The 25,546-nt window shown below is 51.1% G+C and carries 27 protein-coding genes and 1 rRNA gene; 24 read left to right on the plus strand and 4 right to left on the minus strand.

The features are described from left to right. Positions 1 to 81 (plus strand): 16S ribosomal RNA (locus CLV36_RS16140); the annotation flags it as partial. Positions 82 to 312: 231 nt separating this feature from the next. On the opposite strand, the gene CLV36_RS17755 is transcribed toward CLV36_RS16140, so the two are convergent. Together CLV36_RS17755 and CLV36_RS16145 are read right to left on the minus strand one after the other, a co-directional pair. Continuing rightward, entirely contained in the window at positions 313 to 888 is a 576-nt protein-coding gene (locus tag CLV36_RS17755) for a penicillin acylase family protein (RefSeq protein ID WP_245888397.1), read from the minus strand. After that, complete coding sequence (locus CLV36_RS16145) at positions 827 to 2,491, minus strand: penicillin acylase family protein (protein WP_245888398.1); 1,665 nt, start codon at positions 2,489 to 2,491, stop codon at positions 827 to 829. The genes CLV36_RS17755 and CLV36_RS16145 overlap by 62 nt, the downstream gene beginning before the upstream one ends. Before the next feature lie 239 nt (positions 2,492 to 2,730). On the opposite strand from CLV36_RS16145, the gene msrB reads away from it, so the two are divergent. Continuing rightward, the gene (gene msrB / locus CLV36_RS16150; protein ID WP_022738999.1) at positions 2,731 to 3,177 is read left to right on the plus strand and encodes a peptide-methionine (R)-S-oxide reductase MsrB; all 447 of its coding nucleotides are present in this window, start codon (positions 2,731 to 2,733) and stop codon (positions 3,175 to 3,177) included. Positions 3,178 to 3,239: 62 nt separating this feature from the next. Here msrB and pepF read toward each other — a convergent pair whose 3' ends face one another. Further along, on the minus strand, positions 3,240 to 5,057 hold the full coding sequence (pepF, locus tag CLV36_RS16155; protein ID WP_106343342.1) for an oligoendopeptidase F: 1,818 nt from the start codon (positions 5,055 to 5,057) through the stop codon (positions 3,240 to 3,242). Between the two features lie 97 nt (positions 5,058 to 5,154). Continuing rightward, a complete protein-coding gene (locus CLV36_RS16160; protein ID WP_106343343.1) occupies positions 5,155 to 6,057 on the minus strand; it encodes an EamA family transporter in 903 nt (300 codons plus the stop codon). A 408-nt stretch (positions 6,058 to 6,465) separates the two neighbouring features. On the opposite strand from CLV36_RS16160, the gene rimP reads away from it, so the two are divergent. The 22 genes from rimP (at position 6,466) to dapA (ending at position 25,409) form a co-directional block, all read left to right on the plus strand. Continuing rightward, positions 6,466 to 6,927 carry a ribosome maturation factor RimP gene (rimP, locus tag CLV36_RS16165; protein ID WP_106343344.1) on the plus strand — a complete coding sequence of 154 codons (462 nt, stop codon included), beginning with the start codon at positions 6,466 to 6,468 and terminating at the stop codon, positions 6,925 to 6,927. Positions 6,928 to 6,950: 23 nt separating this feature from the next. After that, positions 6,951 to 8,075, plus strand: a complete 1,125-nt coding sequence (nusA, locus tag CLV36_RS16170) for a transcription termination factor NusA (protein ID WP_102992672.1) — start codon at positions 6,951 to 6,953, stop codon at positions 8,073 to 8,075. A 21-nt stretch (positions 8,076 to 8,096) separates the two neighbouring features. After that, positions 8,097 to 8,375 carry an RNase P modulator RnpM gene (rnpM, locus tag CLV36_RS16175; protein ID WP_022738992.1) on the plus strand — a complete coding sequence of 93 codons (279 nt, stop codon included), beginning with the start codon at positions 8,097 to 8,099 and terminating at the stop codon, positions 8,373 to 8,375. Next, positions 8,368 to 8,667 carry a YlxQ family RNA-binding protein gene (locus CLV36_RS16180; RefSeq protein WP_022738991.1) on the plus strand — a complete coding sequence of 100 codons (300 nt, stop codon included), beginning with the start codon at positions 8,368 to 8,370 and terminating at the stop codon, positions 8,665 to 8,667. Before rnpM ends, CLV36_RS16180 begins: the two co-directional genes overlap by 8 nt. A gap of 50 nt (positions 8,668 to 8,717) precedes the next feature. Then, positions 8,718 to 10,967: a translation initiation factor IF-2 gene (infB, locus tag CLV36_RS16185; RefSeq protein WP_245888399.1), complete on the plus strand. Its 2,250-nt coding sequence runs from the start codon at positions 8,718 to 8,720 to the stop codon at positions 10,965 to 10,967. A gap of 1 nt (position 10,968) precedes the next feature. Continuing rightward, a complete protein-coding gene (locus CLV36_RS16190; RefSeq protein WP_022738988.1) occupies positions 10,969 to 11,250 on the plus strand; it encodes a DUF503 domain-containing protein in 282 nt (93 codons plus the stop codon). 28 nt (positions 11,251 to 11,278) lie between these two features. Beyond that, positions 11,279 to 11,632 (plus strand): 30S ribosome-binding factor RbfA, encoded by a 354-nt coding sequence (rbfA, locus tag CLV36_RS16195; protein WP_102992670.1) that lies wholly within the window; start codon positions 11,279 to 11,281, stop codon positions 11,630 to 11,632. A 1-nt stretch (position 11,633) separates the two neighbouring features. After that, a complete protein-coding gene (locus CLV36_RS16200; RefSeq protein ID WP_106343346.1) occupies positions 11,634 to 12,602 on the plus strand; it encodes a DHH family phosphoesterase in 969 nt (322 codons plus the stop codon). Further along, positions 12,599 to 13,510, plus strand: coding sequence for a tRNA pseudouridine(55) synthase TruB (gene truB, locus CLV36_RS16205; protein ID WP_106343347.1), 912 nt, complete (start codon positions 12,599 to 12,601; stop codon positions 13,508 to 13,510). Before CLV36_RS16200 ends, truB begins: the two co-directional genes overlap by 4 nt. Then, on the plus strand, positions 13,510 to 14,451 hold the full coding sequence (locus CLV36_RS16210; protein ID WP_102992667.1) for a bifunctional riboflavin kinase/FAD synthetase: 942 nt from the start codon (positions 13,510 to 13,512) through the stop codon (positions 14,449 to 14,451). The genes truB and CLV36_RS16210 overlap by 1 nt, the downstream gene beginning before the upstream one ends. 139 nt (positions 14,452 to 14,590) lie before the next feature. After that, entirely contained in the window at positions 14,591 to 14,860 is a 270-nt protein-coding gene (gene rpsO, locus CLV36_RS16215; RefSeq protein ID WP_022738982.1) for a 30S ribosomal protein S15, read from the plus strand. A gap of 138 nt (positions 14,861 to 14,998) precedes the next feature. Then, complete coding sequence (gene pnp / locus CLV36_RS16220) at positions 14,999 to 17,128, plus strand: polyribonucleotide nucleotidyltransferase (protein ID WP_106343348.1); 2,130 nt, start codon at positions 14,999 to 15,001, stop codon at positions 17,126 to 17,128. A 112-nt stretch (positions 17,129 to 17,240) separates the two neighbouring features. Beyond that, positions 17,241 to 18,218, plus strand: coding sequence for a polysaccharide deacetylase family protein (locus CLV36_RS16225; protein ID WP_228503059.1), 978 nt, complete (start codon positions 17,241 to 17,243; stop codon positions 18,216 to 18,218). A gap of 56 nt (positions 18,219 to 18,274) precedes the next feature. Beyond that, on the plus strand, positions 18,275 to 19,519 hold the full coding sequence (locus CLV36_RS16230; protein ID WP_106343349.1) for a M16 family metallopeptidase: 1,245 nt from the start codon (positions 18,275 to 18,277) through the stop codon (positions 19,517 to 19,519). Position 19,520: 1 nt separating this feature from the next. Next, positions 19,521 to 19,964 (plus strand): dUTP diphosphatase, encoded by a 444-nt coding sequence (gene dut / locus CLV36_RS16235; RefSeq protein WP_022738976.1) that lies wholly within the window; start codon positions 19,521 to 19,523, stop codon positions 19,962 to 19,964. Positions 19,965 to 19,980: 16 nt separating this feature from the next. Continuing rightward, a complete protein-coding gene (locus CLV36_RS16240; RefSeq protein WP_102992664.1) occupies positions 19,981 to 20,172 on the plus strand; it encodes an aspartyl-phosphate phosphatase Spo0E family protein in 192 nt (63 codons plus the stop codon). A gap of 102 nt (positions 20,173 to 20,274) precedes the next feature. Further along, positions 20,275 to 20,520 (plus strand): YlmC/YmxH family sporulation protein, encoded by a 246-nt coding sequence (locus CLV36_RS16245; RefSeq protein WP_181353114.1) that lies wholly within the window; start codon positions 20,275 to 20,277, stop codon positions 20,518 to 20,520. 100 nt (positions 20,521 to 20,620) lie between these two features. Beyond that, a complete protein-coding gene (dpsA, locus tag CLV36_RS16250; RefSeq protein WP_102992662.1) occupies positions 20,621 to 21,520 on the plus strand; it encodes a dipicolinate synthase subunit DpsA in 900 nt (299 codons plus the stop codon). Then, the gene (locus CLV36_RS16255) at positions 21,520 to 22,122 is read left to right on the plus strand and encodes a dipicolinate synthase subunit B (RefSeq protein ID WP_102992661.1); all 603 of its coding nucleotides are present in this window, start codon (positions 21,520 to 21,522) and stop codon (positions 22,120 to 22,122) included. Before dpsA ends, CLV36_RS16255 begins: the two co-directional genes overlap by 1 nt. A gap of 104 nt (positions 22,123 to 22,226) precedes the next feature. Further along, the gene (locus tag CLV36_RS16260; protein WP_106343351.1) at positions 22,227 to 23,264 is read left to right on the plus strand and encodes an aspartate-semialdehyde dehydrogenase; all 1,038 of its coding nucleotides are present in this window, start codon (positions 22,227 to 22,229) and stop codon (positions 23,262 to 23,264) included. Positions 23,265 to 23,280: 16 nt separating this feature from the next. Then, positions 23,281 to 24,510 (plus strand): aspartate kinase, encoded by a 1,230-nt coding sequence (gene dapG / locus CLV36_RS16265; protein ID WP_022738968.1) that lies wholly within the window; start codon positions 23,281 to 23,283, stop codon positions 24,508 to 24,510. Between the two features lie 20 nt (positions 24,511 to 24,530). Next, complete coding sequence (gene dapA, locus CLV36_RS16270) at positions 24,531 to 25,409, plus strand: 4-hydroxy-tetrahydrodipicolinate synthase (RefSeq protein WP_425436592.1); 879 nt, start codon at positions 24,531 to 24,533, stop codon at positions 25,407 to 25,409. The last annotated feature ends 137 nt before the right edge of the window (positions 25,410 to 25,546 follow it).

Genomic DNA, 25,546 nt, shown 5'->3' on the forward strand with positions numbered 1-25,546 from the left:
CCGCCGAAGGTGGGGCAGATGATTGGGGTGAAGTCGTAACAAGGTATCCCTACCGGAAGGTGGGGATGGATCACCTCCTTTCTAAGGAGCTCTTTCTAGAGCAAACAAACGGAATCCCCGACGAGCGAAGCTCGCGGGACGTGAAGGACGAAGTGCGAAACGCACTAAGCCCTTCAACGCAGGTCACGTGACACTCACTCTTTAGTTTTCAGGGAATGCAAGCAACTGCCAATCCGATTTGGATTGGCAGTTTTTAATTTGTCCAGCGAAAAAACGGGTGGCTGAATATACTCCGCTATTTATGTTTGAATATCACGGAACGAGTCGCAACTGATGGTCAGAGTTGGCCGGGGCTTGGATGGTGGTGCGGTAGTAACGGTTCATCGTCCAGTTTTCCGTTTGGTCATCATACCAGTCACTGCCCAGTTGCCCCGATTGCCCAGGACCCAACAGGTGTTCGGCTTGGCTTAAGTTGCCAACATCGACAACAGTACGCCAAGGGGCGCCATGATCGACTGTGCCGGTTTGTTTGTTCCAACCCATGGCCCGGACGGTATGCTCGCTTCCACCAACCGGATAGCTGGCAGAATCGAATAGGAGGTTGAGCGGCTTTTTCACACTGAGTGGATGGGTAAATGTGATTCGGTGGAATTCGCCCCATCGCCAAGCAGTAGGATCAGCTCCCTGCAAGTTGCTGGCTCGCTTCACAACGCGTTGGAGTGCTTCGGTGCACAGTTTTTTGATTCCCCCTGCCTGAGTCACCCAGTCACTTTCTTCACCGCGTGCGGCTTGGGAAAGCAAGGTGTCGGTGACGATGTCTTTTTCATCAAACAGTTCTGCTAGTTTCGGATGAAGCGGTCGGTACAATTGTTGTTTGATTTCTTCCATCCATAGGCACTTCATGGATCCGTTGGGTTCGATACGGAGGAGACCACGTGCTGGCGATATGGTGAGGATATTCGTACGAAAACACCCGGTGGTTGGCCGTGGCGATGTATCCGCTGGATGGGTTGACGATCGTCGGCAACTCCTCCCATGGGATGAAGCTATTCCACTCATATTCATCGGTCCATCCGGGAACAGGCAAAGCCCGGTTTCCTTTGCGCACCGGAATTTTGCCGTTGGCCCGGTATGCGATGGTGCCGTCCGAACCGGCGAAGACGAAGTTTTGGGCCGGCGCATCAAAATAGGTCAATGCTTTTTTGAACTCTTCCCAATTGCGCGCTCGGTTGATTCGCAAAGTTGCTTCAAATTCGGTTGTCGGTTCCAAAGCGGTCCAACGCAAGGCAAAGGCCGTGTCAGTTGGCAAGTTTTGTTTAGGATCAGCCCATTCAGAGACGATGGGGCCGTGACGGGTGATCCGCACCTTGTGCCGCACAGGCTGTTGTCCTTTCACAGGGATGGTTTCTGTGATGATTTTCGCCTGTTCCCAGTTGCCTTTGTACAGAAAGAGATCGGGGTTGTGTGGATGGCGTTTCTCGATGTAGAGATCTTCCACATCCGGGGCCAAGTTGGTGACGCCCCAAGCGATAGCCTCATTGTGTCCCAAGATTACGCCGGGAACTCCGGCGAAAACAACGCCACTCACCTGTCTGTGCGGTTCGCTTAATGTGGTTTGGTACCAGATGGATGGCAGATGAAGCCCCAGATGCGGGTCGTTGGCTAACAGGGGTTTGCCTGTCGCCGTTTTGCTACCGGAGATGACCCAGTTGTTACTGCCGTTGTACGCTGCCGGGAAAGGGGCTTTGGCCAAATTGGTGGTCAATTGGGAGAGCGCGCGTTTTGATGGGACGTCTAACTGACCGCTGGGGATCGTGCGGTCCGTTTCTGGCGGAAACAAATCTAGTGCTTTTGCCTGTGGATATTGCATCAGCATCAGGTAGCGAAACGCTTGCCCCTTCCATTTGCCGCCCAAGTCATACGCCATATATTTGCCGATGATTAGGGAATCGACCGGTGTCCAAGGACGCGGTTTATAACCGGCAAGGGTGAATTCCAGTGGCAATCGGTGATTCCGTTTGGCTTCATTGATATACGCATTCACTCCTTTGGCGTAAGCGGACAAGATGCGTTTGGCTTCATCGGAGTAAGCTTCGTAAGAGCGTTCGGCTGCCCGGCGCAATCCCAGCGTGCGGAAAAACTTATCCTTGTCTAATGCCGACTTTCCCACCACTTCACTCAATTGACCGGATGCTAAACGCCGGGACATGTCCATTTGAAAGAGACGGTCTTGCGCGGTGACATAGCCTTGGGCCATGTACAGGTCATGCTCGTTTTGCGCTTTGATATGCGGCACTCCCTGTGAATCGCGTGTCACCTGTACAGGAGCTCTCAGTCCAGGTAACTTCACTTCCCCGGTTGTCTGGGGGAGCAGATGGAGCACGAAGAGACTGACGGTTCCGGCCGACAACAGGACGAGCAGGAGGAGAGTGATGAGTAGCGTCCGCCAGACCGGGATGCGCTTGGGGTGCTTGGTGAGCGGGGTGGTCATTTCGTACTTCAGCTCCTTTGTTCGCGAAGGTCAATAATATAATTATCACAATAATAAATGTTTTTGTGAAATATAAATTAATTGTTGCTGATGGAGAGGGAATTGCTCGATCCATTAGCCCAACTCGTCCTGTGAAAAACTCTGTGAGGGGGAAATGTTTTTTTGGGGGGAATGCAACGGATGGTTGCAAAAGGTTAAGATAATAAGAAACGGAAAACTGCCTTGGGGAGGTACATGCCATGGACAATAAAAAGCCTTATAGTCCCGAAGAATTGAAGGCGCGCTTAACGCCCCTGCAATATCGAGTTACGCAAGAAAATGGGACTGAGCCTCCGTTTCAAAATGAATTTTGGGATCATGACGAAGAAGGGCTGTATGTGGATATCGTATCGGGCGAACCATTGTTCACCTCCATGGACAAGTTTGACTCTGGATGTGGCTGGCCCAGTTTTACTAAACCGGTGGAGCCAGACAGAATCGTCGAAAAGCTAGACACAAGCCATGGGATGATTCGTACGGAAGTCAGAAGCAAAGACGGGGATTCGCATTTAGGACATGTGTTTGACGACGGCCCCGGACCCAACGGCCTTCGCTATTGCATTAACTCCGCGGCCCTGCGCTTTATACCGAAGGACGAGTTGGTTAAAGAGGGATACGGCGAGTATTTGCCACTGTTTGAAAAATGAGGGGGAAATGAACCGGCCCGGCGCTATCAACATGCGCCGGGCCGGTTCGGTTTTCATCTCGCTCAAGCAAAGAGGAGTTGCTCCAGCTCATTCAGTTTCTCTTCGAAGTCCTTCAACGCCAACCGAATCGGTTCAGCAGTCGTCATGTCGACACCTGCTTTCTTCAGCACTTCGATCGGGTAGTCAGAGCTGCCCGCTTTGAGGAACTCTGTGTAGCGGTCAACGGCGCGTTTGCCCTCAGTCAAAATCTGTTTGGACAGTGCTGTGGCCGCGCTGAACCCGGTGGCGTATTGGTATACGTAATAATTGTAATAAAAATGGGGAATGCGGGCCCATTCTAGGCCGATTTCCTTATCACTGATCATCGCTTCGCCATGGTATTTCTGATTGAGTGCATAGTACAGCGAAGTGAGCAGATCAGGTGTTAACGCCTCGCCGGCTTGCGCCTTTTGGTAGATGGTATGCTCGAACTCGGCGAACATCGTTTGTCTAAACACGGTGCCACGGAAAGAGTCGAGATAATGGTTGAGAAGATAAAGTTTTTGTTGCTTGTCGGTGGTGTGTTTCATCAAGTAGTCATTCAACAGAGCCTCGTTGCAGGTTGAAGCGACTTCAGCGACGAAGATGGTGTAATCGCCATAGATATAAGGTTGATTTTTGCGGCTGTAGTAACTGTGTACGGAATGCCCGAATTCGTGGGCCAAAGTGAACAGGTTGTCGACGGTGTCTTGCCAGTTCATCAGGATGTAAGGGTTGGTGCTATAAGAGCCAGAGGAGTACGCGCCGCTGCGTTTGCCCTTGTTTTCCATCACGTCTACCCAGCGATTTTCATACGCTTCTTTCAGGATGGAGATATATTCATCCCCCATGACGGCCAGGCCTTCCAGCAACTTTTGCTGTGCTTCGGGATAGGTGATTTTCATCTTCGCGTCTGGCACCAGTGGGTTGTAGATGTCATACATGTGCAGTTCTTCATATCCCAATGCCCGTTTGCGGATTTCCAGATAGCGGTGCAAAAGCGGCAAATGCTCATTTACTGTGTTGACGAGCTGGTCATACACGGTTTCCGGTATGTGATTGTTGCTCAGGGCGGCGTGACGGGCTGAATCGTATCCGCGAACCTTGGCGTAGAAGCTGTTTTTCTTGACTACTCCGCTCAGGGTGCTGGCGAAGGTGTTTTTAAATTTGTCATACGTGTGGTACAAGCCTTCAAATGCTTCTTTCCGCACCCGCCGGTCGCTTGATTCCATCAATTTGATGTAGCGGCCGTGTGTGATTTGTACAGGTGTGCCGTCTTCATCCACGATCGTTGGGAATGTGAGGTCAGCGTTGTTTAACATGCCAAAGGTCGTAGCGGAAGTGCCTAATACATCAGCCGCTTGGGCCAAAATGGCTTCCTCTTTTTCGGATAATACATGCGGGCGTTTTTTGTTTAGCTTTTCCAACGCGTGGCTGTACACGCGGAGTTCACTGTTTTCCGCGAGAAACGCTTTGATTTTGTCTTCGCTGATGGAAAGGAGTTCGGGTGTCATAAAAGAAAGCGCGCTTCCCGCTTCTGCGAACAAGCTTTTTGCCCGTGCATCAAGCGCTTGATAGAAGGAGTTGGTGGTATCTTGGTCATACCGCATGTGGGCGTATGTATACAATTGTTCAAGGCGCATGTGCAATTCATCCCTGAACTTGAGCGCGCGCAACAAGGATTCGGCTGAATCGCCCAATGTCCCTTTGAAGTCTGCGGCTTTGGGTATCAAGGCTTTCACCTTGTTAAACTCTTCGTTCCAAAGGTCGTCGGTTGCGAAAATATCTTCCAAACGCCAGGTGTATTCCACCGGCACTTCCGAACGATGTGGCAGTTGCTTGCTGTTTTGTTGCTTGGACATAGAAAGCCCCCTTACCTCTTTTTTACCATTATACTCGAAAGGGGAACAAAATTCGATCTACGAACGGTTTTGTCACCCTTTCGAGAGCGGTGGGAAATCACGATTGTTTGGCAGAAATCGATCGCCTCCCGATAATGCTCGGAGCCTCGGATATCAAGATGCCGAGCAGGATCAGCAACACCCCGGCCCATTGCAGCATAGTCGGTTGTTCATGCAAAAAGAGCGCCGCCACGACGATGACTGCCGGCAATTCGACGGAACCCAAGATGGAGGCGAGCCCGGAGCCGATGTGAGGGATGCCCTTCATAAACAATATGGTAGGGATGACAGTGCCGAACAAACCGAGCAAAAGACCCCAAAACCACAAGCCGTCAAATAGCTTCCCCTCGATGAGAAAAGCGGGGGAAAAGATAAGGAGGTTAGTAAACAATCCGCCGGTTACAAAGCTGGCGCTACGAATCATCGGATTGACGTCGATCGCGACGAAATTGCTAAAATAAATGAACAGCGCATAAGTCAAAGCGGACAGCAAACTGAAGAAAATCCCCTTCGCATGAAGCGAGGCGCCGTTGAGTTGGGAAGCACTGGCTAGCAACGACCCGCTCAAGATGATAACTGTGGCCAACCAGTGATTCCAGCGGGGTCTCACCCGCGTACGCATCCATTCCAACAATAGACCGATCCAGGTGAATTGGAACATGAGGATGATGGCAAAGGAGGCGGACAGCGTCTTGAGGGATAGATAATAGAAGATTCCCGTCAAACCGGACACCATCCCACACATAATTAGAGACAGCAGGCTTTTGCGAGAAAGCCGCTTCGTTTTGGCGCAGGCTGGCAAGGCAACCAGCCACAGAAAGAGACAACCAAAAAACACTTGGCTACCCGTGATTTCTCCCGTGGCGAACCCGTGTTGGTAGGCTAGTTTGGTAATCGTGGACACCACACCATAGGATGATGCGCCCATCAATACATAGATACTCGCTTGTGTGCGACTCATCAAACCACTCCTATCTAGTTACAACCAGATTAAAAAATAAATCACAAAAAACGCTTGGAACCAAGCTGGAAACAACAAAATTCCCTATGGTTTCAGCACATTGCCTGTTTAGCGAAATAAAGGATAATATTGTATATTTTTATAATCCTATCGAATTTTAACATGCAAATATGGATTAGGGCATCAATTTCATGTAAATCTTTTTTTGTGCATGATAAAGGAAAACGAAGCCTGCACCCCATGCTTTTCCGTGAAAGGCAATTGCATGCATTTTGCTGATTGTGTTATAATCACGTTGGTTATACTTAGTGTAGATACATCTGTTGGCAATAAAGAGTGGGTGCTGACCCACTCTTTCCGTTTTGCTAGGGGTGATATCGAATTGGCTCAAAATAAGGAGGGTTGGCCTTGAGCCGACAAGTGTCAGAAGTTGTGGAGAAGATCGCACTTCCAATCATAGAGGCAGAAGGACTGGAATTAGTCGACATTGAGTATAAAAAGGAAGGGACAAACTGGTTTTTGCGCGTATTTATTGACCGCGAAGAAAAACCAGTGGACTTGGACGATTGCAGCCGCGTCAGTGAGCGACTGAGCGAAGTGCTTGACGAGAGTGATCCCATTCCAGGCGCTTACATACTGGAAGTCTCTTCTCCTGGGGCTGAAAGACCACTAAAAAAAGAAAACGATTTCCACAAAGCTATCGGCAAACATGTGCACGTGACAACCTATGAGCCGATTGACGGGCAAAAGGTGTTCGAAGGCGTATTGAAAGAGGTTGACAGCGTCTCTTTGACGGTAGAGGAGAAAAAGAAAACGGTGCACATCCCACGGGAAAAAGTGGCGAAAGCCCGTTTAGCTATCGTTTTTTAAAAACGAAGGGAGGATGTTGGCCGATGAATGCTGAGTTCATCGAAGCCCTCGGTCAATTAGAGAAAGAAAAAGGGATTAGCAAGGACATATTGATCGAAGCAATCGAAGCAGCCTTGATCTCCGGTTATAAGCGCAACTTTCACTCTGCACAAAACGTGCGGGTCGACATTAACCGCCATAACGGAGAAGTGCGCGTGTTCGCGCGCAAAACTGTGGTTGAGGACGTGTTGGACACGCGCTTGGAAATCAGCTTGGCAGCTGCGCGTGAATTGGACCCGAACTACCAATTGGACGATATCGTCGAGATTGAAGTGACTCCGGCTGATTTTGGCCGTATTGCGGCGCAAACTGCCAAACAAGTGGTGACGCAACGCATCCGCGAGGCGGAGCGCACGGCGATCTACAAAGACTTCATCGACCGTGAAGAGGATATCATCACCGGGATCGTGCAACGCGCCGACAACCGCCACTACTATGTGGATCTGGGTAGAGTAGAAGCTCTTTTGCCACATGCAGAAGTGATTCCTGGTGAACGCTTCAAACATGGAGATCGCGTAAAAACTTACATTACCAAGGTAGAAAAATCGACGAAAGGCCCGCAGATTTTCCTTTCTCGCACCCACCCTGGTTTGTTGAAAAGATTGTTTGAGTTGGAAGTGCCAGAAATCTACGAAGGCGTGGTCGAAATTCGCGCCATCGCCCGCGAAGCCGGACAACGTTCCAAAGTGGCCGTTTCTTCGCGCAATGAGGATGTCGATCCCGTGGGAGCATGTGTGGGTCACCGCGGACAACGCGTGCAAACGGTTGTAAATGAATTAAAAGGGGAAAAAATCGACATTGTTCGCTGGTCAGAAGATATCGGCGAGTGGATTGCTAATGCACTCAGCCCGTCCAAAGTGATCAGTGTCACCGTGTATGAGGAAGAAAAGATGGCGCGTGTGATCGTGCCGGATCACCAGTTGTCGCTGGCTATCGGCAAAGAAGGGCAAAACGCTCGCCTCGCTGCCAAACTGACCAACTGGAAAATCGACATCAAGAGCGAATCCGAAGCGCAAGAGGCCGGCGAACCGATTGAACAAGAGCCGATGCTGGTTGAGCAGGTAGCGGAGGAAGCTGAACCCGCACATGAAGCGGATGAAATGTTATAAAATGGGGAGGTTGCTTGAACGATGAAGCAACGGAAGGTTCCCATGCGCAAATGCGTGGCGTCTCAGGAAATGTTCCCAAAAAAGCACTTAATTCGTATTGTTCGTACACCCGACAACGAGATCATCATTGATCCGAGCGGGAAAAAATCGGGGCGCGGAGCGTACTTGTGTGCCAAGTTGGAATACATCGACATGGCGCAAAAGAAAAAAGCGCTGGACCGGGCCCTTAAAGCACAAGTTCCATCCGAAATTTACGACGAACTGCGCGAAGTGGTAAAAGGGATGGACCTGAATGAATAAGATGCTACAGTTGTTGGGTCTCGCTATGAGGGCGAGAAAAGTGGTTTCAGGTGAAGAGCTAGTCATTCAAGAGATCCGATCGGGTAAGGCGCGGCTGGTTTTCCTGGCCACAGATGCCGCGAAAAATGTGGAAAAGAAAGTAACGGACAAATGCTCTTCCTATGGCGTTCCATTGATTCGATATGGTACCCGGGGGGAGCTTGGAGCTGCAATCGGCAAAGAAGAACGGGTGGTGATCGCTATACTCGATGAGGGATTTGCCCGTTCGTTCCGTAAGCTTTCGAGTAACTGACGGGGGTGAATGGATTGGCCAAAATCCGAGTATATGAGTACGCCAAACAGATGAAGATGAGCAGCAAGGAAGTGCTTAACATTTTAGAACGTATGGATATGAAATTAAATAACCATATGAGCGTGATGAACGAAGGAATGATCCAAAAAGTGGAACAGTATATAAACGAAGTAAAAAAGTCTTCTAACAGTAAAGAAGAGAAGCCACAGGGAGAAAAGAAGCCGAAGCAAAACCCGAATGCTCAAAAGAATCAAGGGCAAAACCGGGGGGCTCGTCAAAACAATCGGCCAAACCAACAATCACCAAGAAATCAAAATAAACGTCAAGCCAATGACGGGGCTAACGACGCACAATCGGCCGGCACGTCCAATGCCGGAAATGCCTTTGGTGGCAAGAAGTCGGACAACAATCGTAAAGGGAAGTTTAACAAAGCCAATGGCGGAAAAGGAAACGCTTCGTCTGGATCAGGTGGCAAAGGCGGCCGTAACAATCGCCGCAAGGGTGACCGCCGCGGGTCTGAACAACGCGAAAAACAGGCACCCGTATTACCTAAAGAAATCACCGTGTCCGGCCCGCTTTCTGTTGGGGACTTCGCCAAGCTCCTGCGCCGTGAGGCTTCTGCCGTCATCAAGAAGTTGCTTATGCATGGGGTCATGGCTACGATCAACCAAGAAATCGATGTGGAGACCATGGTTGTCATCGGGGACGAATTTGATGTGAAAGTCCAATACGTTGAGGAAGTGGATGAAAGCAATTTCGAGGAGCAAGTGGAAGAAGATGCTCCAGAGGATTTGGTTGAACGTCCTCCTGTGGTTACGATTATGGGGCATGTTGACCACGGTAAAACGACCTTGCTTGATAAAATCCGCCACACCAATGTGACCGCTGGGGAAGCGGGTGGTATCACCCAGCATATCGGCGCGTACCAAGTGGAGGTATCGGGCAAGAAAATCACTTTCCTTGACACTCCTGGCCACGCCGCGTTTACAACCATGCGCGCACGCGGGGCGCAAGTGACCGACATCACCATTTTGGTTGTTGCTGCAGATGACGGTGTCATGCCACAGACGATTGAGGCGATCAACCACGCTAAGGCGGCAGAAGTGCCGATCATCGTGGCGGTCAACAAGATCGATAAACCAGACTCTAATCCCGACCGCGTCAAGCAACAATTGACAGAGCATGGTCTGGTACCAGAAGAATGGGGTGGCGACACGATTTTCGTTCCTGTGTCAGCGTTGGCAGGAACAGGCATTGATGAGCTGTTGGAAATGATTCTTCTGGTAGCAGAAGTGCAAGAATACAAGGCGAACCCCAACAAACGGGCGCGTGGCGTCGTAATCGAAGCCGAGCTGGATAAAGGCCGTGGGCCGGTCGCGACCGTATTGGTACAAAACGGAACGTTGAAAGTGGGCGATGGGGTTGTCGCGGGCAACTTCTTTGGCAAAATCCGTGCAATGGTCAATGACCGCGGACGTCGGGTGAAAGTGGCTCCGCCATCGACGCCGGTGGAAATTCTCGGCTTGCCTGATGTGCCCAACGCCGGTGATCAATTTATGGTGTTTGAGGATGAGAAGAAAGGCCGGGCGATTGCAGACAAGCGCCTGCAAAAGCAACGTGAAGAAGAGCTTGGCGCGAACAGCCGCGTTTCCTTGGATGATCTGTTCAAGCAGATCCAACAAGGGGAAGTGAAAGACCTGAACGTGATCATCAAAGCTGACGTGCAAGGCTCGGCAGAAGCGTTGCGGGGCTCTCTGGAAAAAATCGACGTAGAAGGCGCACGAGTCAAGATCATCCATCAGGGTGCCGGGGCAATTACGGAGTCCGACATCATCCTCGCTTCTGCGTCCAACGCCATCGTGATCGGGTTTAACGTGCGTCCAGAACCAAACGCCAGAGCGATGGCGGAGCAGGAAAAAGTGGATATCCGCTTGCACCGCATCATTTACAAAGTGATCGAAGAGATCGAAGCCGCGATGAAAGGGTTGTTAGACCCTGAATTTGAAGAGCGGGTGGTGGGTACCGCTGAAGTGCGTCAAATCTTCAAAGTGTCCAAAGTGGGTACCATTGCCGGATGTTACGTCACAGAAGGTAAAGTGGTGCGTGACGGGCATATCCGCCTCATCCGCGACGGCGTGGTTGTGCATGAAGGCAAGCTGGACACCCTCAAGCGTTTCAAAGACGATGCCAAAGAAGTGGCACAAGGGTATGAATGCGGCCTGACGGTGCAAAACTACAATGACATCAAAGAAGGAGATGTCATCGAAGTTTATGTGATTGAAGAAGTGGAGCGGACATAACGTGCACATCGGATTGTTGGAAGTGGAGGGGCGCGTGCCCGTCTCTGCTTCCTTAAAGGACAAACGGCGTGTGATTCAAAGCGCGCAGGCGAAACTGCGCAACAAGTTCAATTTGTCCGTTGCGGAAGTGGGTTATCAAGACAACCGGCAGCTTACCGCCTTGGCCGTCGTCGGTGTGGGCAGTCATGCGAAGGTTGTGGAACAGGAGTTGCGACAGGCCCTCACCGTATTGGAAAATACGGATGGGTTGGAAGTGACTTATACCTCTATCACCTTTATGTGAATACATGTGCAAGTAGGAGGGGTAGACCATGGCGCGCATTCGTGTTAGCCGTGTTGGAGAGCAAGTGAAGAAAGAATTGAGCCAGATCATCCAGCAAGAAATCAAAGATCCACGCATCGGCTTTGTAACGGTGACGGCGGTGGAGATGAGCGGTGATTTGCAAGTGGCCAAAGTTTACATCAGTGTGATGGGAAGCGCCGATCAAAAATCGCAAACCTTGTCCGGTTTGGAGAAAGCAAAAGGATACATTCGCTCTGAAGTCGGCCGCCGCATCAAATTGCGCCATGTTCCAGAGCTCGTTTTTGTCATAGACAATTCGCTGGACCGGGGAGAGCATATTTCCCGTTTGTTGACTGAAGTCAATACACAGGAGAAAGAGTAAGATGAACTGGATTCAACCTTTGGAACAATGGATTGAAGAAGCGGATCGTGTGCTGGTCGTGTCTCACATCCACCCGGATGGAGACGCGATCAGCTCTACGCTTGCCATGGGAACGATGTTACAGGCAATGGGAAAACAGGTGGTTATGGTTAATGAGTCCCCATTGCCTAAGAAATTCGCGTTTCTTCCGGGAGCGGACGAAGTGAAGCAAATCCATGAAGTCAGCGAAACCTTTGAGCGGGTGGTGGCCTTGGACTGCGCTGATCGGGCTCGGATGGGGGTTTGCTGCGAATTGATCGCCCCTGGTGCTTCCGTGGTCAATATCGATCATCACGCCACCAATGATTCGTTTGGAACGATGAACATCGTCCAGCCGCAAGCGGCGGCAACGGCGGAGATACTCTATGATTGGATCGACCAAAGCCGCGTGGGGTGGAATGAGGAGCTGGCAACCCATATTTACACGGGATTGTTGACCGACACCGGCGGTTTCCGATATTCCAACACATCTCCGAAGGTGTTGCGGCAAGCGGCCAAATTGGTGGAGATGGGCATCTCATTCCACCAGATTGCCGATCAAGTGCTTGAGACGGTGACACTTTCCCAATTGCGTTTATTAAAGGCGGCGCTAGGGACACTCCAGCAAACGGATGACGGATTGGTCGCGTGGATGAAGTTGGCCAAGGCCGATATTGCAAATGCGTCCCATGATGATTTGGATGGCATCGTCAACTACGCCCGCAATATTTTAGGGGTTGATGTGGGAATCTTGTTTAGAGAGGAGCAACCCCAGACGGTCAAAGTCAGTCTGCGTTCGCGCGAGATTGTCGATGTGGGGAGAGTGGCCAAGCAGTTTGGCGGCGGCGGCCATGCTCGGGCGGCGGGTTGCACAGTGCAGGGCACCATCGCGGAAGCGGAAGCGAGCGTGTTGGCGGAGATCCGTTCGCAACTTAGGAGTGAAGCAAGATGACAATGCATGGGATTTTGCCGGTATTCAAACCACGCGGCCGTACTTCGCACGACATAGTGGCAGCCATACGTCGCTTGGCCAAGCAAAAGCGGGTGGGGCACACCGGCACATTGGACCCAGAGGTGGAGGGCGTGTTGCCCATTTGCTTAGGGCAGGCGACTCGCGTGGTGGAGTATGTGCAAGCGTTGCCGAAACGTTACCGCGGCTCGCTTAGGCTTGGCGTCGCGACGGATACGGAGGATCAAACCGGGCAGGTGACAGAACAAGTGGAGGCGGTACCTGACATCACACGAGAAGGGGTTGAATCAGTCATTCAGCGCTTTGTGGGTGAGATTGAGCAGGTGCCGCCTATGTATTCTGCCGTGAAAATCGAGGGCAAACGATTGTATCAGTTGGCCCGGGAAGGAAAAGTGGTGGAGCGCCCCAGCCGGAAGGTGACCATCCATGAGCTAAAGTTATTGGAACTGGAAGAGGGCAGATATCCGGTTATCCATTTTGAAGTGCTTTGCTCCAAAGGGACGTATGTGCGGACGTTGTGTGTGGATTTGGGCAAAGCCTTGGGATATCCAGCGCATATGGCCTCTTTGATCCGGGTTCAAAGTGGACCTTTTCGCTTGGAAGATTGTTACACCCTCGCCGAGTTGGAAGCGTTGGGCGGGCCAGCGGAATGGAAAAGCGTTTTAACACCGGTCGACGGTGGATTGACTCATTTCCCGGCGGTGACCGTCAACGGGGTCGATGCGAAAAAAGTGTTGGACGGCGGCTGGCTGACTCTTGACGAAAGCGGAGTGGAAGCGGGACAATTATTTCGGGTGTATGCGGACACAGGGGCTTTTTTGGCCTTGTACCGCATGGGCTCGGCTGGACGGGCCAAGCCGGAAAAAGTATTTCGGGATGTGGAACGCTGATGGAAATCATTCATATGACTTACCCTTTTATTCCGCAAACGCCTGAGGCTGAATGGGTGCTGGCGATCGGTTACTTTGACGGGGTGCATCGCGGTCACCAAGCGGTGATTGGTGAAGCCATCCAGTTGGCGAAAGAGCTTGATGCCCGCCCCGCGGTGATGACGTTCGACCCCCATCCGCGGGATGTGTTGGGGCAGGCTCACATCACCCGCTATTTGACGCCACTTGACGAAAAGTTGAAGCAGTTTGCCAAGTTGGGTGTGGAACGGGCGATTGTAATGAAATTCGATTTGACTTTTGCGGCGCTGTCCAAAGAAGCGTTTGTAGAGGAAGTGTTGTTGCCGTTGGGGGTCAAAGGGGTTGTGACTGGCTTCAACTTCACTTTTGGCCGCAAGGCAACCGGTACGGCGACCGACTTGGCCGACCTGGCACAGGGCCGGTTCGTTACACGTGTGGTAAACCGAATTGATCTGGGGGAAGGACCGGTCAGTAGCACCCGATTGCGCCAAGCGCTGGCTGATGGGGATATGACATTGGTTACTCGCATTTTGGGACGGCCTTATTCCTTTGAAGGCGTGGTGGTGGACGGCGACAAGCGGGGGCGGCAGATGGGCTTTCCGACCGCCAATTTGCGGCTGACCGCCCCATACCTCATTCCGCGCCGCGGGGTTTACGTCGTCGGCGTGACTGTGGACGGGGAGCCAGCCCACGGCCTGATGAATATCGGAGTGCGCCCTACTTTTTCTGATCCGACGCCGCAGGAAATGCTGGAAGTGCATTTGCTTGACAAACATGCGAATTTGTACGGAAAAGTGTTACGGGTTTCATGCTTGTCGTTCATTCGCGAAGAGAAAAAATTCTCAGGCGTCGATGAACTGATCAAGCAAATCAGCCAAGATAAACAACATGCGGAAGAGTGGTTGCAAATCTACGCGAAATAAGCGCCCGCTTCTTGTGCAACACACTATGTTATGCTATACTATTCCGGTGGCAAACATGCCACGACAACCCTAGCTCGGATGGCCGAGGCCTCGACGGTGGTCTGGGTTAAGGGGGATTAGAATAAGGAGGATATGAGACATGGCATTAACCAATGAAGTAAAAAGAGACATTATCAACCAATTTAAAAAACACGAAGGCGATACGGGTTCCCCGGAAGTGCAAATCGCCATTCTGACTCATCGTATCAATGAGCTGAACGCTCACTTGAAAGACCACAAGAAAGATCATCATTCCCGCCGTGGTCTTCTGAAAATGGTTGGTCAGCGTCGTAACCTGCTCAACTATTTGAAGAACAAAGACATCACCCGTTATCGCGAACTCATTGAAAAGCTTGGTCTGCGTCGATAAGAACACAAGCGGGGCATTTTTGCCCCGCTTTTTATCTTACCTTCCTTTTAAAAAGTTAAGAGAAGGAACATACTGTACATATGAAGAAGTATGGAATGTTTGTGTGTGTTTTTCTTGAGAGGGGGAAATACTTGTACTATGGAATCAGCACTATTTGAAACGGAATTAGCAGGACGCAAACTCGTACTTGAAATTGGGAAATTTGCTGGGTTAGCTAACGGTTCCGTCATGGTTCGTTATGGAGATACAGTCGTGATGGCGACGGTGGTCGCTTCCAAAGAACCACGTGATACGGACTTTTTTCCATTGACAGTCAATTATGAAGAGCGCTTGTATGCTGTGGGCAAAATCCCGGGCGGGTTTATCAAGCGAGAAGGCCGCCCGAGCGATAAAGCCATTTTGGCCAGCCGTTTGATCGATAGACCCATTCGCCCGTTGTTTGATGAGGGGTTCCGGCATGAAGTGCAAGTGGTCACGATTGTGATGTCCGTCGATCAAGATTGTTCCTCAGAGATCGCGGCACTCATCGGCGCATCCACCGCACTGTCCATCTCAGACATCCCATTCCGGGGGCCGATCGGCGGCGTAATCGTAGGGCGTGTCGATGGCAAACTGGTCATCAATCCGACGGTTGAGCAACAAGAGCGATCCGACCTGCACCTGGTTGTGGCTGGAACAAAAGAAGGCATCAACATGGTGGAAGCGGGATCAAAGCAGATTCCGGAAGAAACGATCTTGGAAGCGATTCTCCTCGGTCATGAGGTAATCAAGAAGATTGTGGCCTTCCAAGAAGAAATCGTGGCGCAAGTGGGCAAACCGAAAATGGAAGTCCAGCTGTACCAGGTAGACGAGCAGATTGACGCGCGGGTGCGCGCTTTGGCCACCGATTCCTTGCTTGCCGCCGTGCAAGTGACGGAAAAGCAGGCCCGTCAGGATGCCATTGATCAAGTGAAAAAGCAAACCCTTGAACAGATGTTGGAAGAATTGGGCGAAGAGGCATTCGCCGAACATGAAAAAGATATCAACGCAGTGTTGGACAAGATTGTGAAGGAAGAAGTGCGCCGCCTGATTGTCGAAGAAGGAAAACGGCCAGACGGTCGTAAACCGGAGGAAATTCGTCCGCTTTCCAGCGAGATTGGCATTTTGCCGCGCACACATGGTTCCGGTCTGTTCCGGCGGGGTCAAACTCAAGTGCTGAGTGTTTGTACCTTGGGGGCCCTGGGTGATGTGCAGATTTTGGACGGCTTGGATCTGGAGGAATCAAAGCGTTTCATGCACCATTACAACTTCCCGCCGTTTAGCGTAGGGGAAGCGAGACCGATCCGTGCGCCGGGACGCCGTGAAATTGGCCATGGAGCCCTGGGTGAACGGGCATTGGAACAAGTGATTCCATCCGAAGACGAGTTCCCATACACCATTCGTCTTGTATCCGAAGTGTTGGAATCCAACGGGTCCACTTCACAAGCCAGCATTTGTGCTTCCACTTTGGCATTGATGCATGCAGGGGTGCCGATCAAAGCGCCAGTCGCCGGTATCGCGATGGGATTGGTGAAAGAAGACAACAAAGTGGTCGTGTTGACCGATATTCAAGGCATGGAAGACCATTTGGGTGACATGGACTTCAAGGTGGCTGGAACGCGCCGCGGCGTGACTGCGTTGCAAATGGACATCAAAATCTCCGGCATTGACCGCTCGATTCTCGAACGGGCGCTGGAACAAGCCAAAAAAGCGCGGATGACCCTTTTGGACAACATGGAGGCGACAATCAGCGAGCCGAACAAAGAGCTGTCCCCATACGCTCCAAAAATCCTGACCATGCGCATTCACCCCGACAAAATCCGTGACGTCATCGGGCCGAGCGGTCGCGTGATCAACAAGATCATCGAAGAAACCGGCGTGAAGATTGACATCGAGCAAGATGGCCGCATTTATATTGCTTCCCCGGAAACGAGTCAAAACGAACGGGCCAAGAAGATTATTGAGGATTTGGTGCGTGAAGTAGTTGTCGGCGAGATTTACGTTGGCACAGTGAAGCGAGTAGAAAAATACGGAGCCTTTGTGGAGCTGTTCCCAGGCAAGGAAGGGTTAGTCCACATTTCACAGCTTGATGTAAACCGTGTCGCCAAAGTGCAAGATGTGGTTAATGTCGGTGATTCCATCAAGGTCAAAGTGACGGAAATCGATGATCAAGGTCGGATTAATCTCTCGCGCAAAGTGCTTCTCAAACAAGAGGATAAGAACACCGAGCAGAAAAAACATAGCAAGTGACAAGAGAGGCAAAAAGAGACAGAGCGATCTGCCTCTTTTTTTACGCCTATAGACTTCAGCAGAATAGGGAATTGTCCACCCGCATAAGGTAGGAATAAAGGAGGTGGACACCTTGTTCTTCCCAGCCAGATTAACGGTCTTTATCCTTATCGTCTTGCTGCTGTTTTTCATGGCAGATACGCCGTTCATGGAAGCTTATGTGACTGCTGTGAAGCAAGGGAAGGATATCCCGGTATGGGCGCATGCGGATGAAGATGAGTTGTTGCGCAAGCAAATCCAAGCAGAAGCCCCCAAACAGGCCATTCCGCCAATTGATGCGCGGGTTGATCGGGTGTGGAAGCTCATTCCCGGATTAAACGGGAGAGAAGTGGATATTGAAGCCACCATCAAAGAGACCAAAAAGCAGAAACGGAATCGCCCCATCCGCTGGGTGTACCGCCAAGTAAAGCCAGCTGTACCCATGGAAGAACTGGGCGCCCATCCTATTTACCGGGGGAATGAGCAAAAGAAGGCCGTCGCGTTGATGGTGAATGTAGCATGGGGAACCGAACATTTGCCAAAAATGTTGCAAATATTGCGGCAGGAAAACGTGAAAGCGACGTTTTTTTTGGACGGATCATGGCTTAAACAAAATCCAGACATGGCTCGGAGGATAGTGAAAGATAGGCATGAAATAGGCAACCACGCTTATTCCCATCCGATGATGAGTCAACTGACCCCAGAGCGGATGAATGAAGAAATTAGCAAAACGAATCAGCTGATTGAAAAAACGCTTGGCGTCAAGAGCCGCTGGTTTGGCCCGCCCGCAGGCGATTTCAACCAACGGGTGGTGGCCGTTGCTGCGGCTCACGGAATGCATACTGTATTATGGACCGTAGATACAGTTGACTGGCGCAAGTCGGTTTCCCCCGCAATGATGGTGAACAAGGTGAAGGAGGCTATGGGCCCCGGTCACTTGCTGTTGACCCATCCCACGGATCGGACGGTGGAGGCATTACCGCTGATTTTGCGCACAATGAAGGAGAAGGGGTGCCGATGGTTGCCAGTTGGGCGTTTGCTCTCATCGGAACGGCTGGAGACGATTGAGTGAACAAGAGAGTTTTGATATAGTAGGGATATTGTTTTTTATGAGAAGGAGGATCCTGTGTGATCGTTAAACATACGCTTCCAAATGGTGTGCGCATAGTTGCTGAGAAGATTCCCCATGTCCGCTCGATCGCTTTTGGGATTTGGGTCGGAACGGGCTCCGAGCGTGAGACACCGCAAAATAACGGCATCTCCCACTTCATTGAGCACATGCTGTTCAAGGGAACCAAAAAGCGGTCGGCCCGTCAGTTGGCGGAAGCGTTTGATGAAATCGGGGGTCAGGTGAACGCGTTCACATCCAAAGAGATGACTTGTTATTACGCCAAAGTGCTGGATCAGCATTTTCCAACAGCGCTTGACGTCCTGTCGGATATGTTTTTTGAATCGGTGTTTGCCGAAGAGGAGATTGAAAAGGAAAAAAAGGTGATCATCGAAGAAATCCGGATGGTGGAAGATACACCGGACGATCTAGTACATGATCTTTTGTCCGAGGCGTCTCTTGGGCATCATGCGCTAGGTTATCCCGTTTTGGGAAGTGTGGAGACAGTTGAAGGTTTTACCCAGCAAGATTTGGTGCGTTACCGTGAGCAATACTATACGCCGCAACAAGTGGTGGTGGCTTTGGCGGGCAACTTGCCAGATGATTATCTCGAACAGATAGAAGAGGTTTTCAGCGGCTACCAAGGCCAGACCTTAGCGCGAACAGATCATCTCCCGGTCTTTACCCCAGGCACAAAAGTGAAGGAAAAACCGACGGAGCAAACGCATTTGTGCATCGGTTTGCCCGGTCTTGCTGTCAAAGACTCGCGGATTTACACACTGGTGTTGCTTAATAATGTCTTAGGGGGCAACATGAGCTCGCGCTTGTTCCAAGAAATACGCGAAGAGCGCGGATTGGCCTATTCTGTCTACTCATACCATTCAGCCCACCGGGACATGGGGATTTTCGCCATTTACGCGGGAACCAAACATGGGCAGGAAGAAGAAGTGGTCGATTGCGTCCAGCACATCTTGACACAAGTGAAAGAAAAGGGCATCTCCCATGCGGAGTTGGTTAAGGCCAAAGAGCAGCTGAAAAGCAACCTCATGCTGGGACTCGAAAGCACCAACAACCGCATGAGCCGATTAGGTCGAAATGAATTACTTTTGGGCCGTCACCTCTCATTGGATGAAATCGTGGAAAGCGTGGAGAACATCACGCTGGATGATGTGAATGACTTGGCTCGGGAAATGATCGCTTCCCCCATGTCGCTCGCCCTTATATCCCCAGACGCCAAGGTGCCGGCTGCCTTTAGGAGGAACTAAATTGATTGATGTCAAACTAATTCAATTACCAGGAAACGAAGATCTGCCTCTTCCAGTGAAAATGTCCACAGGCTCCAGCGGTTTTGATTTGCATGCGGCGATACATGGAGAAGTGCTCATCGAACCGGGTAAGTGGAAATTAATCAAAACGGGCATTGCGATTTCAATGCCGAATGGACTTGAAGCGCAAGTGCGCCCGCGCAGTGGTTTGGCTTTAAAGCATGGGATTACGGTGTTAAATACGCCTGGCACCATCGATGCCGATTACCGCGGAGAAATCGGAGTGATCATGCTTAATCTGGGAGATGAGGCATTTGTGGTCCGACGTGGAGAACGGATTGCTCAATTGGTGTTCATGTCGGTTCCGCAAGTGGAAATCCAAGTGGTGGAACAATTGGACGATACCGCGCGCGGATCAGGCGGATTTGGTCATACGGGCAGATAAGGAAGAGGGGATCTGCATGACCGAAGAGTCGCTGAGCCATCTGGAACAAGAAATGGAACGCCTTCGCTCGCAGCTGCACCAGTCCGTGGAGGGTGAACCCTCACGGCTGTCTGCGGAGCATGTGTTACCGCTTTCCAAACGATTGGACACACTCATCGTCGCTATGCAAAAAGCGAAACGAATATGCCGCCAAACACGCATTGGTTGACCTAGGCCCGGGATACTCCCCGGGTTTCTTTCGTTTTTCAGTCATATGTCCACAAGTAAGCCATACATTCAATAACAGCACCCCAAATGAGGAGGGCGAATGATGAGATGGAGTGAATTTGCCGTCAAAGAATGCGTGGATGTGAGCAATGGGGAAAAGCTAGGCAGTTTTGCGGCGGCTGATATGGAATTTAATCCGACGACGGGAAAAATCGAAGGCATTTTGCTGGAAACGGCGAGAGGCACGTGGCTTAAGAAAAATGCCCGGCATCTGGCTTTATCTTGGGCGATGATCAAAAAAATCGGTCCGGAAATCGTCATTGTGGACACCCACTCAGAAAAAAGGTAACCCCTATTCCACCTGTGACATATGATGCAAGCAAGGATAGAACTTTGGCATGCGCCCTTATTCAATCAATTATTTTCCCTGGGAAAGGGGTCGTGAGCAAATGCTGACTGGCAAGCATGTGGTCTTCCTCGGTGGTGATGCAAGGCAGTTGGAAGTGATCAAAAGCTGCATTCAGATGAATGCCCGCGTCAGCCTCATCGGTTATGACAATCTACAAAGCCCATTCAGCGGGGCTTCTCTCAAAGAATTGTCGACCGAAGTGTTAAGCAAAGCAGATGTGCTTGTCTTGCCGATTGTGGGAACCGATGAACACGGACATGTAAGCAGTGTGTTCACTTCTGACACGCTCATCCTCACGGAAGAGCACCTCTCTTCACTGCCGGCGCATTGCATCGTATTTGCGGGAATCGCCAAGCCGTATTTGAAGGATTTGTGCGCAAGGTATGGGATTGAGCTGATTGAATTGATGCAACGGGACGACGTGGCGATCTACAATTCAATCCCCACGGTAGAGGGCGCTTTGATGATGGCTATTCAGAACACGGATATTACACTACACGGATCGATCTGCTTAGTGTTGGGGATGGGACGATGCGGCCTTTCATTGGCTCGCGTCCTGCATGCCATCGGTGCCGATGTAAGAGTGGGGGTTCGCAGTTCTGCCCATCACGCGCGCGCGTTTGAAATGGGGTTCAAGGCGTTTGACACCCGGGAGCTTAACCAACATGTGAAAGAGGCGGATTTGATATTCAACACGATCCCGGCGCCGATCATTACAGCCCAGACGCTCAGACATTGCCCGCACGACGTGGTAATTATCGATTTGGCTTCCAAGCCGGGTGGAGTCGATTACGCCTTTGCCGAGAAAAGGGGCATTAAAGCGATCTTGGCCCCCAGCTTGCCGGGGATCGTCGCACCTAAAACGGCGGGCCGGATTTTGGCTCGAACCATTACGCAGTTGTTGAAACCGATGGAACTTCAAAAGGAGGGGAACGTTTGATGAACTTCCAAGGGTACACCATCGGCTTTGGTTTGACAGGGTCGCATTGCACACATGATGAAGTGTTGCCGCAGATGCAGCGCCTGGTCTCATTAGGGGCGGAGGTGATCCCGATCATTTCTCACACCGTCGCGACAGTAGATAGCCGGTTTGGAACGGCGGAAGATTGGCGGCGGAAGATCGAGGATATCACTGGGCGGACGCCGCTCATGACGGTGCCGGAAGTTGAACCGTTCGGGCCGAAACAAACATTGGACTGCATGCTGATCGCTCCTTGCACGGGCAACACGCTGTCGCGGCTGGCCAACGCCATGACGGATGGGCCGATTTTGATGGCCGCCAAGGCGCAAATGCGCAATCATCGGCCGGTTGTGCTTGCCATTTCTACCAATGACGCGTTAGGATTGAATGCGATGAACCTCGCCCGCCTACTCGCGGCAAAAGATATCTATTTCGTTCCTTTCGGCCAAGACGCGCCGGAAAAAAAGCCCAAATCAATGGTTGCGCGAATGGAGATGATACCTGAGACGTGTCTCGCCGCGATCGAAGGGAGACAACTGCAACCATTAATAGTTGAAAAATATCGGGATTTGGCTAAATAATATAGTATGCTATTAATAAGCCTATTTGTCCCCTAAACGAGAAATGGGATTTAGGGGACATTTGTCATAATGAACAGCGTGCTGCTTGGGAGGGAATGATACTTATGACAATACAAGGATATACAGTAGCGGTTGTGGGCGCAACGGGTGCTGTGGGACAACAGATGGTCAAATACTTGGAAGAACGGGAGTTTCCGGTGAAAGAATTGCGTCCGCTCGCTTCAAAGCGTTCGGCGGGGGGAACGATTTCTTTCAAGGGACAGGAAGTCACGATTCAGGAAGCGACGCCGGAAGCATTTGAAGGCGTGGAGATCGCCCTTTTTAGTGCAGGCGGGAACGTGAGCAAAGTGTTGGCTCCGGAAGCCGTGAAACGGGGCGCGGTGGTCATTGACAACTCCAGTGCTTTTCGGATGGATCCCCAAGTGCCGCTGATTGTGCCTGAGGTGAATGCGGACAAAATCAAAGAGCATCAAGGAATTATCGCAAACCCGAACTGCTCGACGATCCAAATGGTTGTCGCGTTGAAACCGCTGTTGGACCGATATGGCATTGAGCGGATCATCGTATCAACCTACCAAGCGGTATCCGGTGCCGGCTGGAAAGCGACTATCGCGCTGGAAGAGCAAAGCAAAGCTGTGTTGAACGGTGAAGAGGTGACGCCGTCCGTCCTGCCGGTAGGCAAATTGGATAAACATTATCAAATCGCGTTTAACGTGATCCCTCAGATTGATGTGGGGCAGGAAAACGGATATACCTTTGAAGAGATGAAAATGGTCAATGAAACCAAAAAAATCTTAGGTGACGACAGCATCGGCGTGACAGCCACGTGCGTACGCGTTCCGGTGGTGCGCGGCCATAGCGAATCAGTGTATGTCGAGTTGAAGTCGGAGTATGATTTAGAAGAGGTTCGGCAACTGTTGAGCGAGGCTCCGGGAGTCATTGTGCAGGACGATATTCAAAAGCAAGTGTATCCGATGCCGCTTCAGGCGACAGATCGCATGGAAACATTTATTGGCCGCCTGCGGCGGGATTTGACGCATCCACGCGGCTTAAATATGTGGGTTGTGTCTGACAACTTGTTAAAAGGTGCGGCCACCAACGCTGTCCAAATCGCCGAAGCGCTCATCGATCAAGATAGATGAAGAGAAGGGATATGTCATGGGGATTTTAGTGCAAAAATTTGGCGGAACCTCCGTTGCCACACCTGAACAACGGGCTCGGGTTTTGCACCATATCAGAAAAGCCTTGGCGGAAGAATACCGCTTGGTTGTCGTAGTGTCGGCGATGGGCAGAAAAGGGGACCCTTACGCGACGGATACGCTGTTGCAATTGCCGAAGCAATACGATGACCAGATTACGCCGCGCGAAAAAGACATGCTGATGAGCTGCGGTGAAATCATCTCTGCAACCACGATTTCGAGCATGTTGACCAAACACGAGATCAAGAATGTTGTGTTGACTGGTGGACAAGCGGGAATCATCACGAATGACCATCATACCAATGCCCAGATTCTTACAGTTAACCCCAAGCGAATCCTGCGGGAGTTGGAAGGGAATCAGGTAGTGGTAGTGGCTGGCTTCCAAGGGCAGACAACGGATGGTGAAATCACCACCCTTGGCCGAGGCGGGAGCGACACGACTGCGACGGCGTTGGGCGTGGCCTTGCGCGCTGATTATGTAGATATTTTTACTGATGTCGAAGGGATTATGACAGCAGACCCCCGTATTGTGGATGACGCTTCCTACCTAGAGAGGGTTACTTACACAGAAATGTGCAACCTCGCTTTTCAAGGAGCCAAAGTGATTCATCCGCGCGCGGTAGAGATTGCGATGCAAACCAACACCCCGATTCGCGTAAGATCCACGATGTCGGATCATCCGGGGACATTGGTGACCAATGCGACGGAATCCGATCGCCTGGCCGGGGAAGTTAGGGATTTGACCATTATCGGGATTACCCAGATGGCTGATGTGACGCAGATCAAAATTCGGTTGGAACAAGGTCAATACGATTCACAGCTTAAAGTGTTCAAAACGATGGCAGATCATGGGATCAGCGTCGACTTCATCAGTGTCAACCCCAGCGAGATCGCGTATACCGTGTATGACGGGATGGCAGAGCGGGCGGCCGAATTGCTGACCGGATTGGGTCTCCATCCGGAGTTGACCGGGGGATGCGCAAAAGTGTCGGTCGTCGGGGCGGGCATCGCGGGAGTGCCAGGAGTGATGGCCAAGATTTCCGAAGCCCTGACGGAAGAAGACATTCAAATACTCCAATCGGCTGATTCGCATACGACGATTTGGGTATTGGTTCGCGGGGAAGACATGGTGAAAGCCGTGCGCGCCCTTCATAGAAAATTCGACTTGCACAACATACACTTTTCTTAAACAAATGGAGGAATGCCATCATGCTGTTTGGTCGGTTGATTACGGCCATGTGCACGCCGTTTACGAAAGAGAATCGCATTGATTGGGGTAAGGTGGAAGAATGCATTGATCGCTTGATAGACACTGGTAGCGATGCGATCGTGGTGGCGGGAACCACGGCAGAGTCTCCCACCTTGACTCATGAGGAGAAACTGGAGCTGTTCCGGTTCGCCAAGCAAAAAGCAGACGGACGCGCTAAAATCATTGCGGGAACCGGGAGTAACAACACAGAGCAAACCATTCTCTTGACCAAAGAAGCAGAGGAGATCGGCGTGGATGGGGTGATGTTGGTAGCCCCTTACTACAACAAGCCATCGCAAGAAGGGCTGTATCAACACTTTAAAACAGTGGCTGAAGCCACACGATTGCCTGTTATGCTGTATAATGTGCCAGGACGTACCAGTGTGAACATGACTGCGGACACCATGGCGCGTCTGGCCCAGTTGGATAACGTGGTCGCCATCAAAGAAGCTAGTGGGGACCTCAACCAGATTTCACAGTTGGTAATGCAAGTCCCAGAGGACGTTGCTGTCTATAGTGGGGATGACAGCTTGACATTGCCGATTTTGGCTGTGGGAGGCGCGGGAATCGTCAGCGTGGCCAGCCATTTGGTCGGACGCGAGATGAAACAGATGATTGAAGCATTTTTTGCGGGAAATCATGCCTTGGCGCTTTCCCTGCATCAAAAGTTGCTTCCCGTGTTCAATGGCTTGTTTATGACATCGAGCCCTGTGCCGCTTAAGTACGCCATGTCATTACAAGGCTGGTGCGAACCCAATGTGCGCTTGCCTTTGGTGGAAATGGATGAACAGGAAAAAGCACAAGCGGAAAGCTGGTTGAAAGTGCTGAAAACCAACTGAACAAAAACGTGAGAAAAAGGCTGACCATCATTCTGGTCAGCTGAGGCTGCTGACAAACTGCCTTGAAAGGCAGGGTCAGCAGCCTTTTTTGTCGAATCAATAAAAAACAATCTATAAGGAGTTTTTTCTATGTTTAG

The organism is Laceyella sediminis, assembly GCF_003003125.1.
Taxonomy (GTDB): Bacteria; Bacillota; Bacilli; order Thermoactinomycetales; family Thermoactinomycetaceae; genus Laceyella; species Laceyella tengchongensis.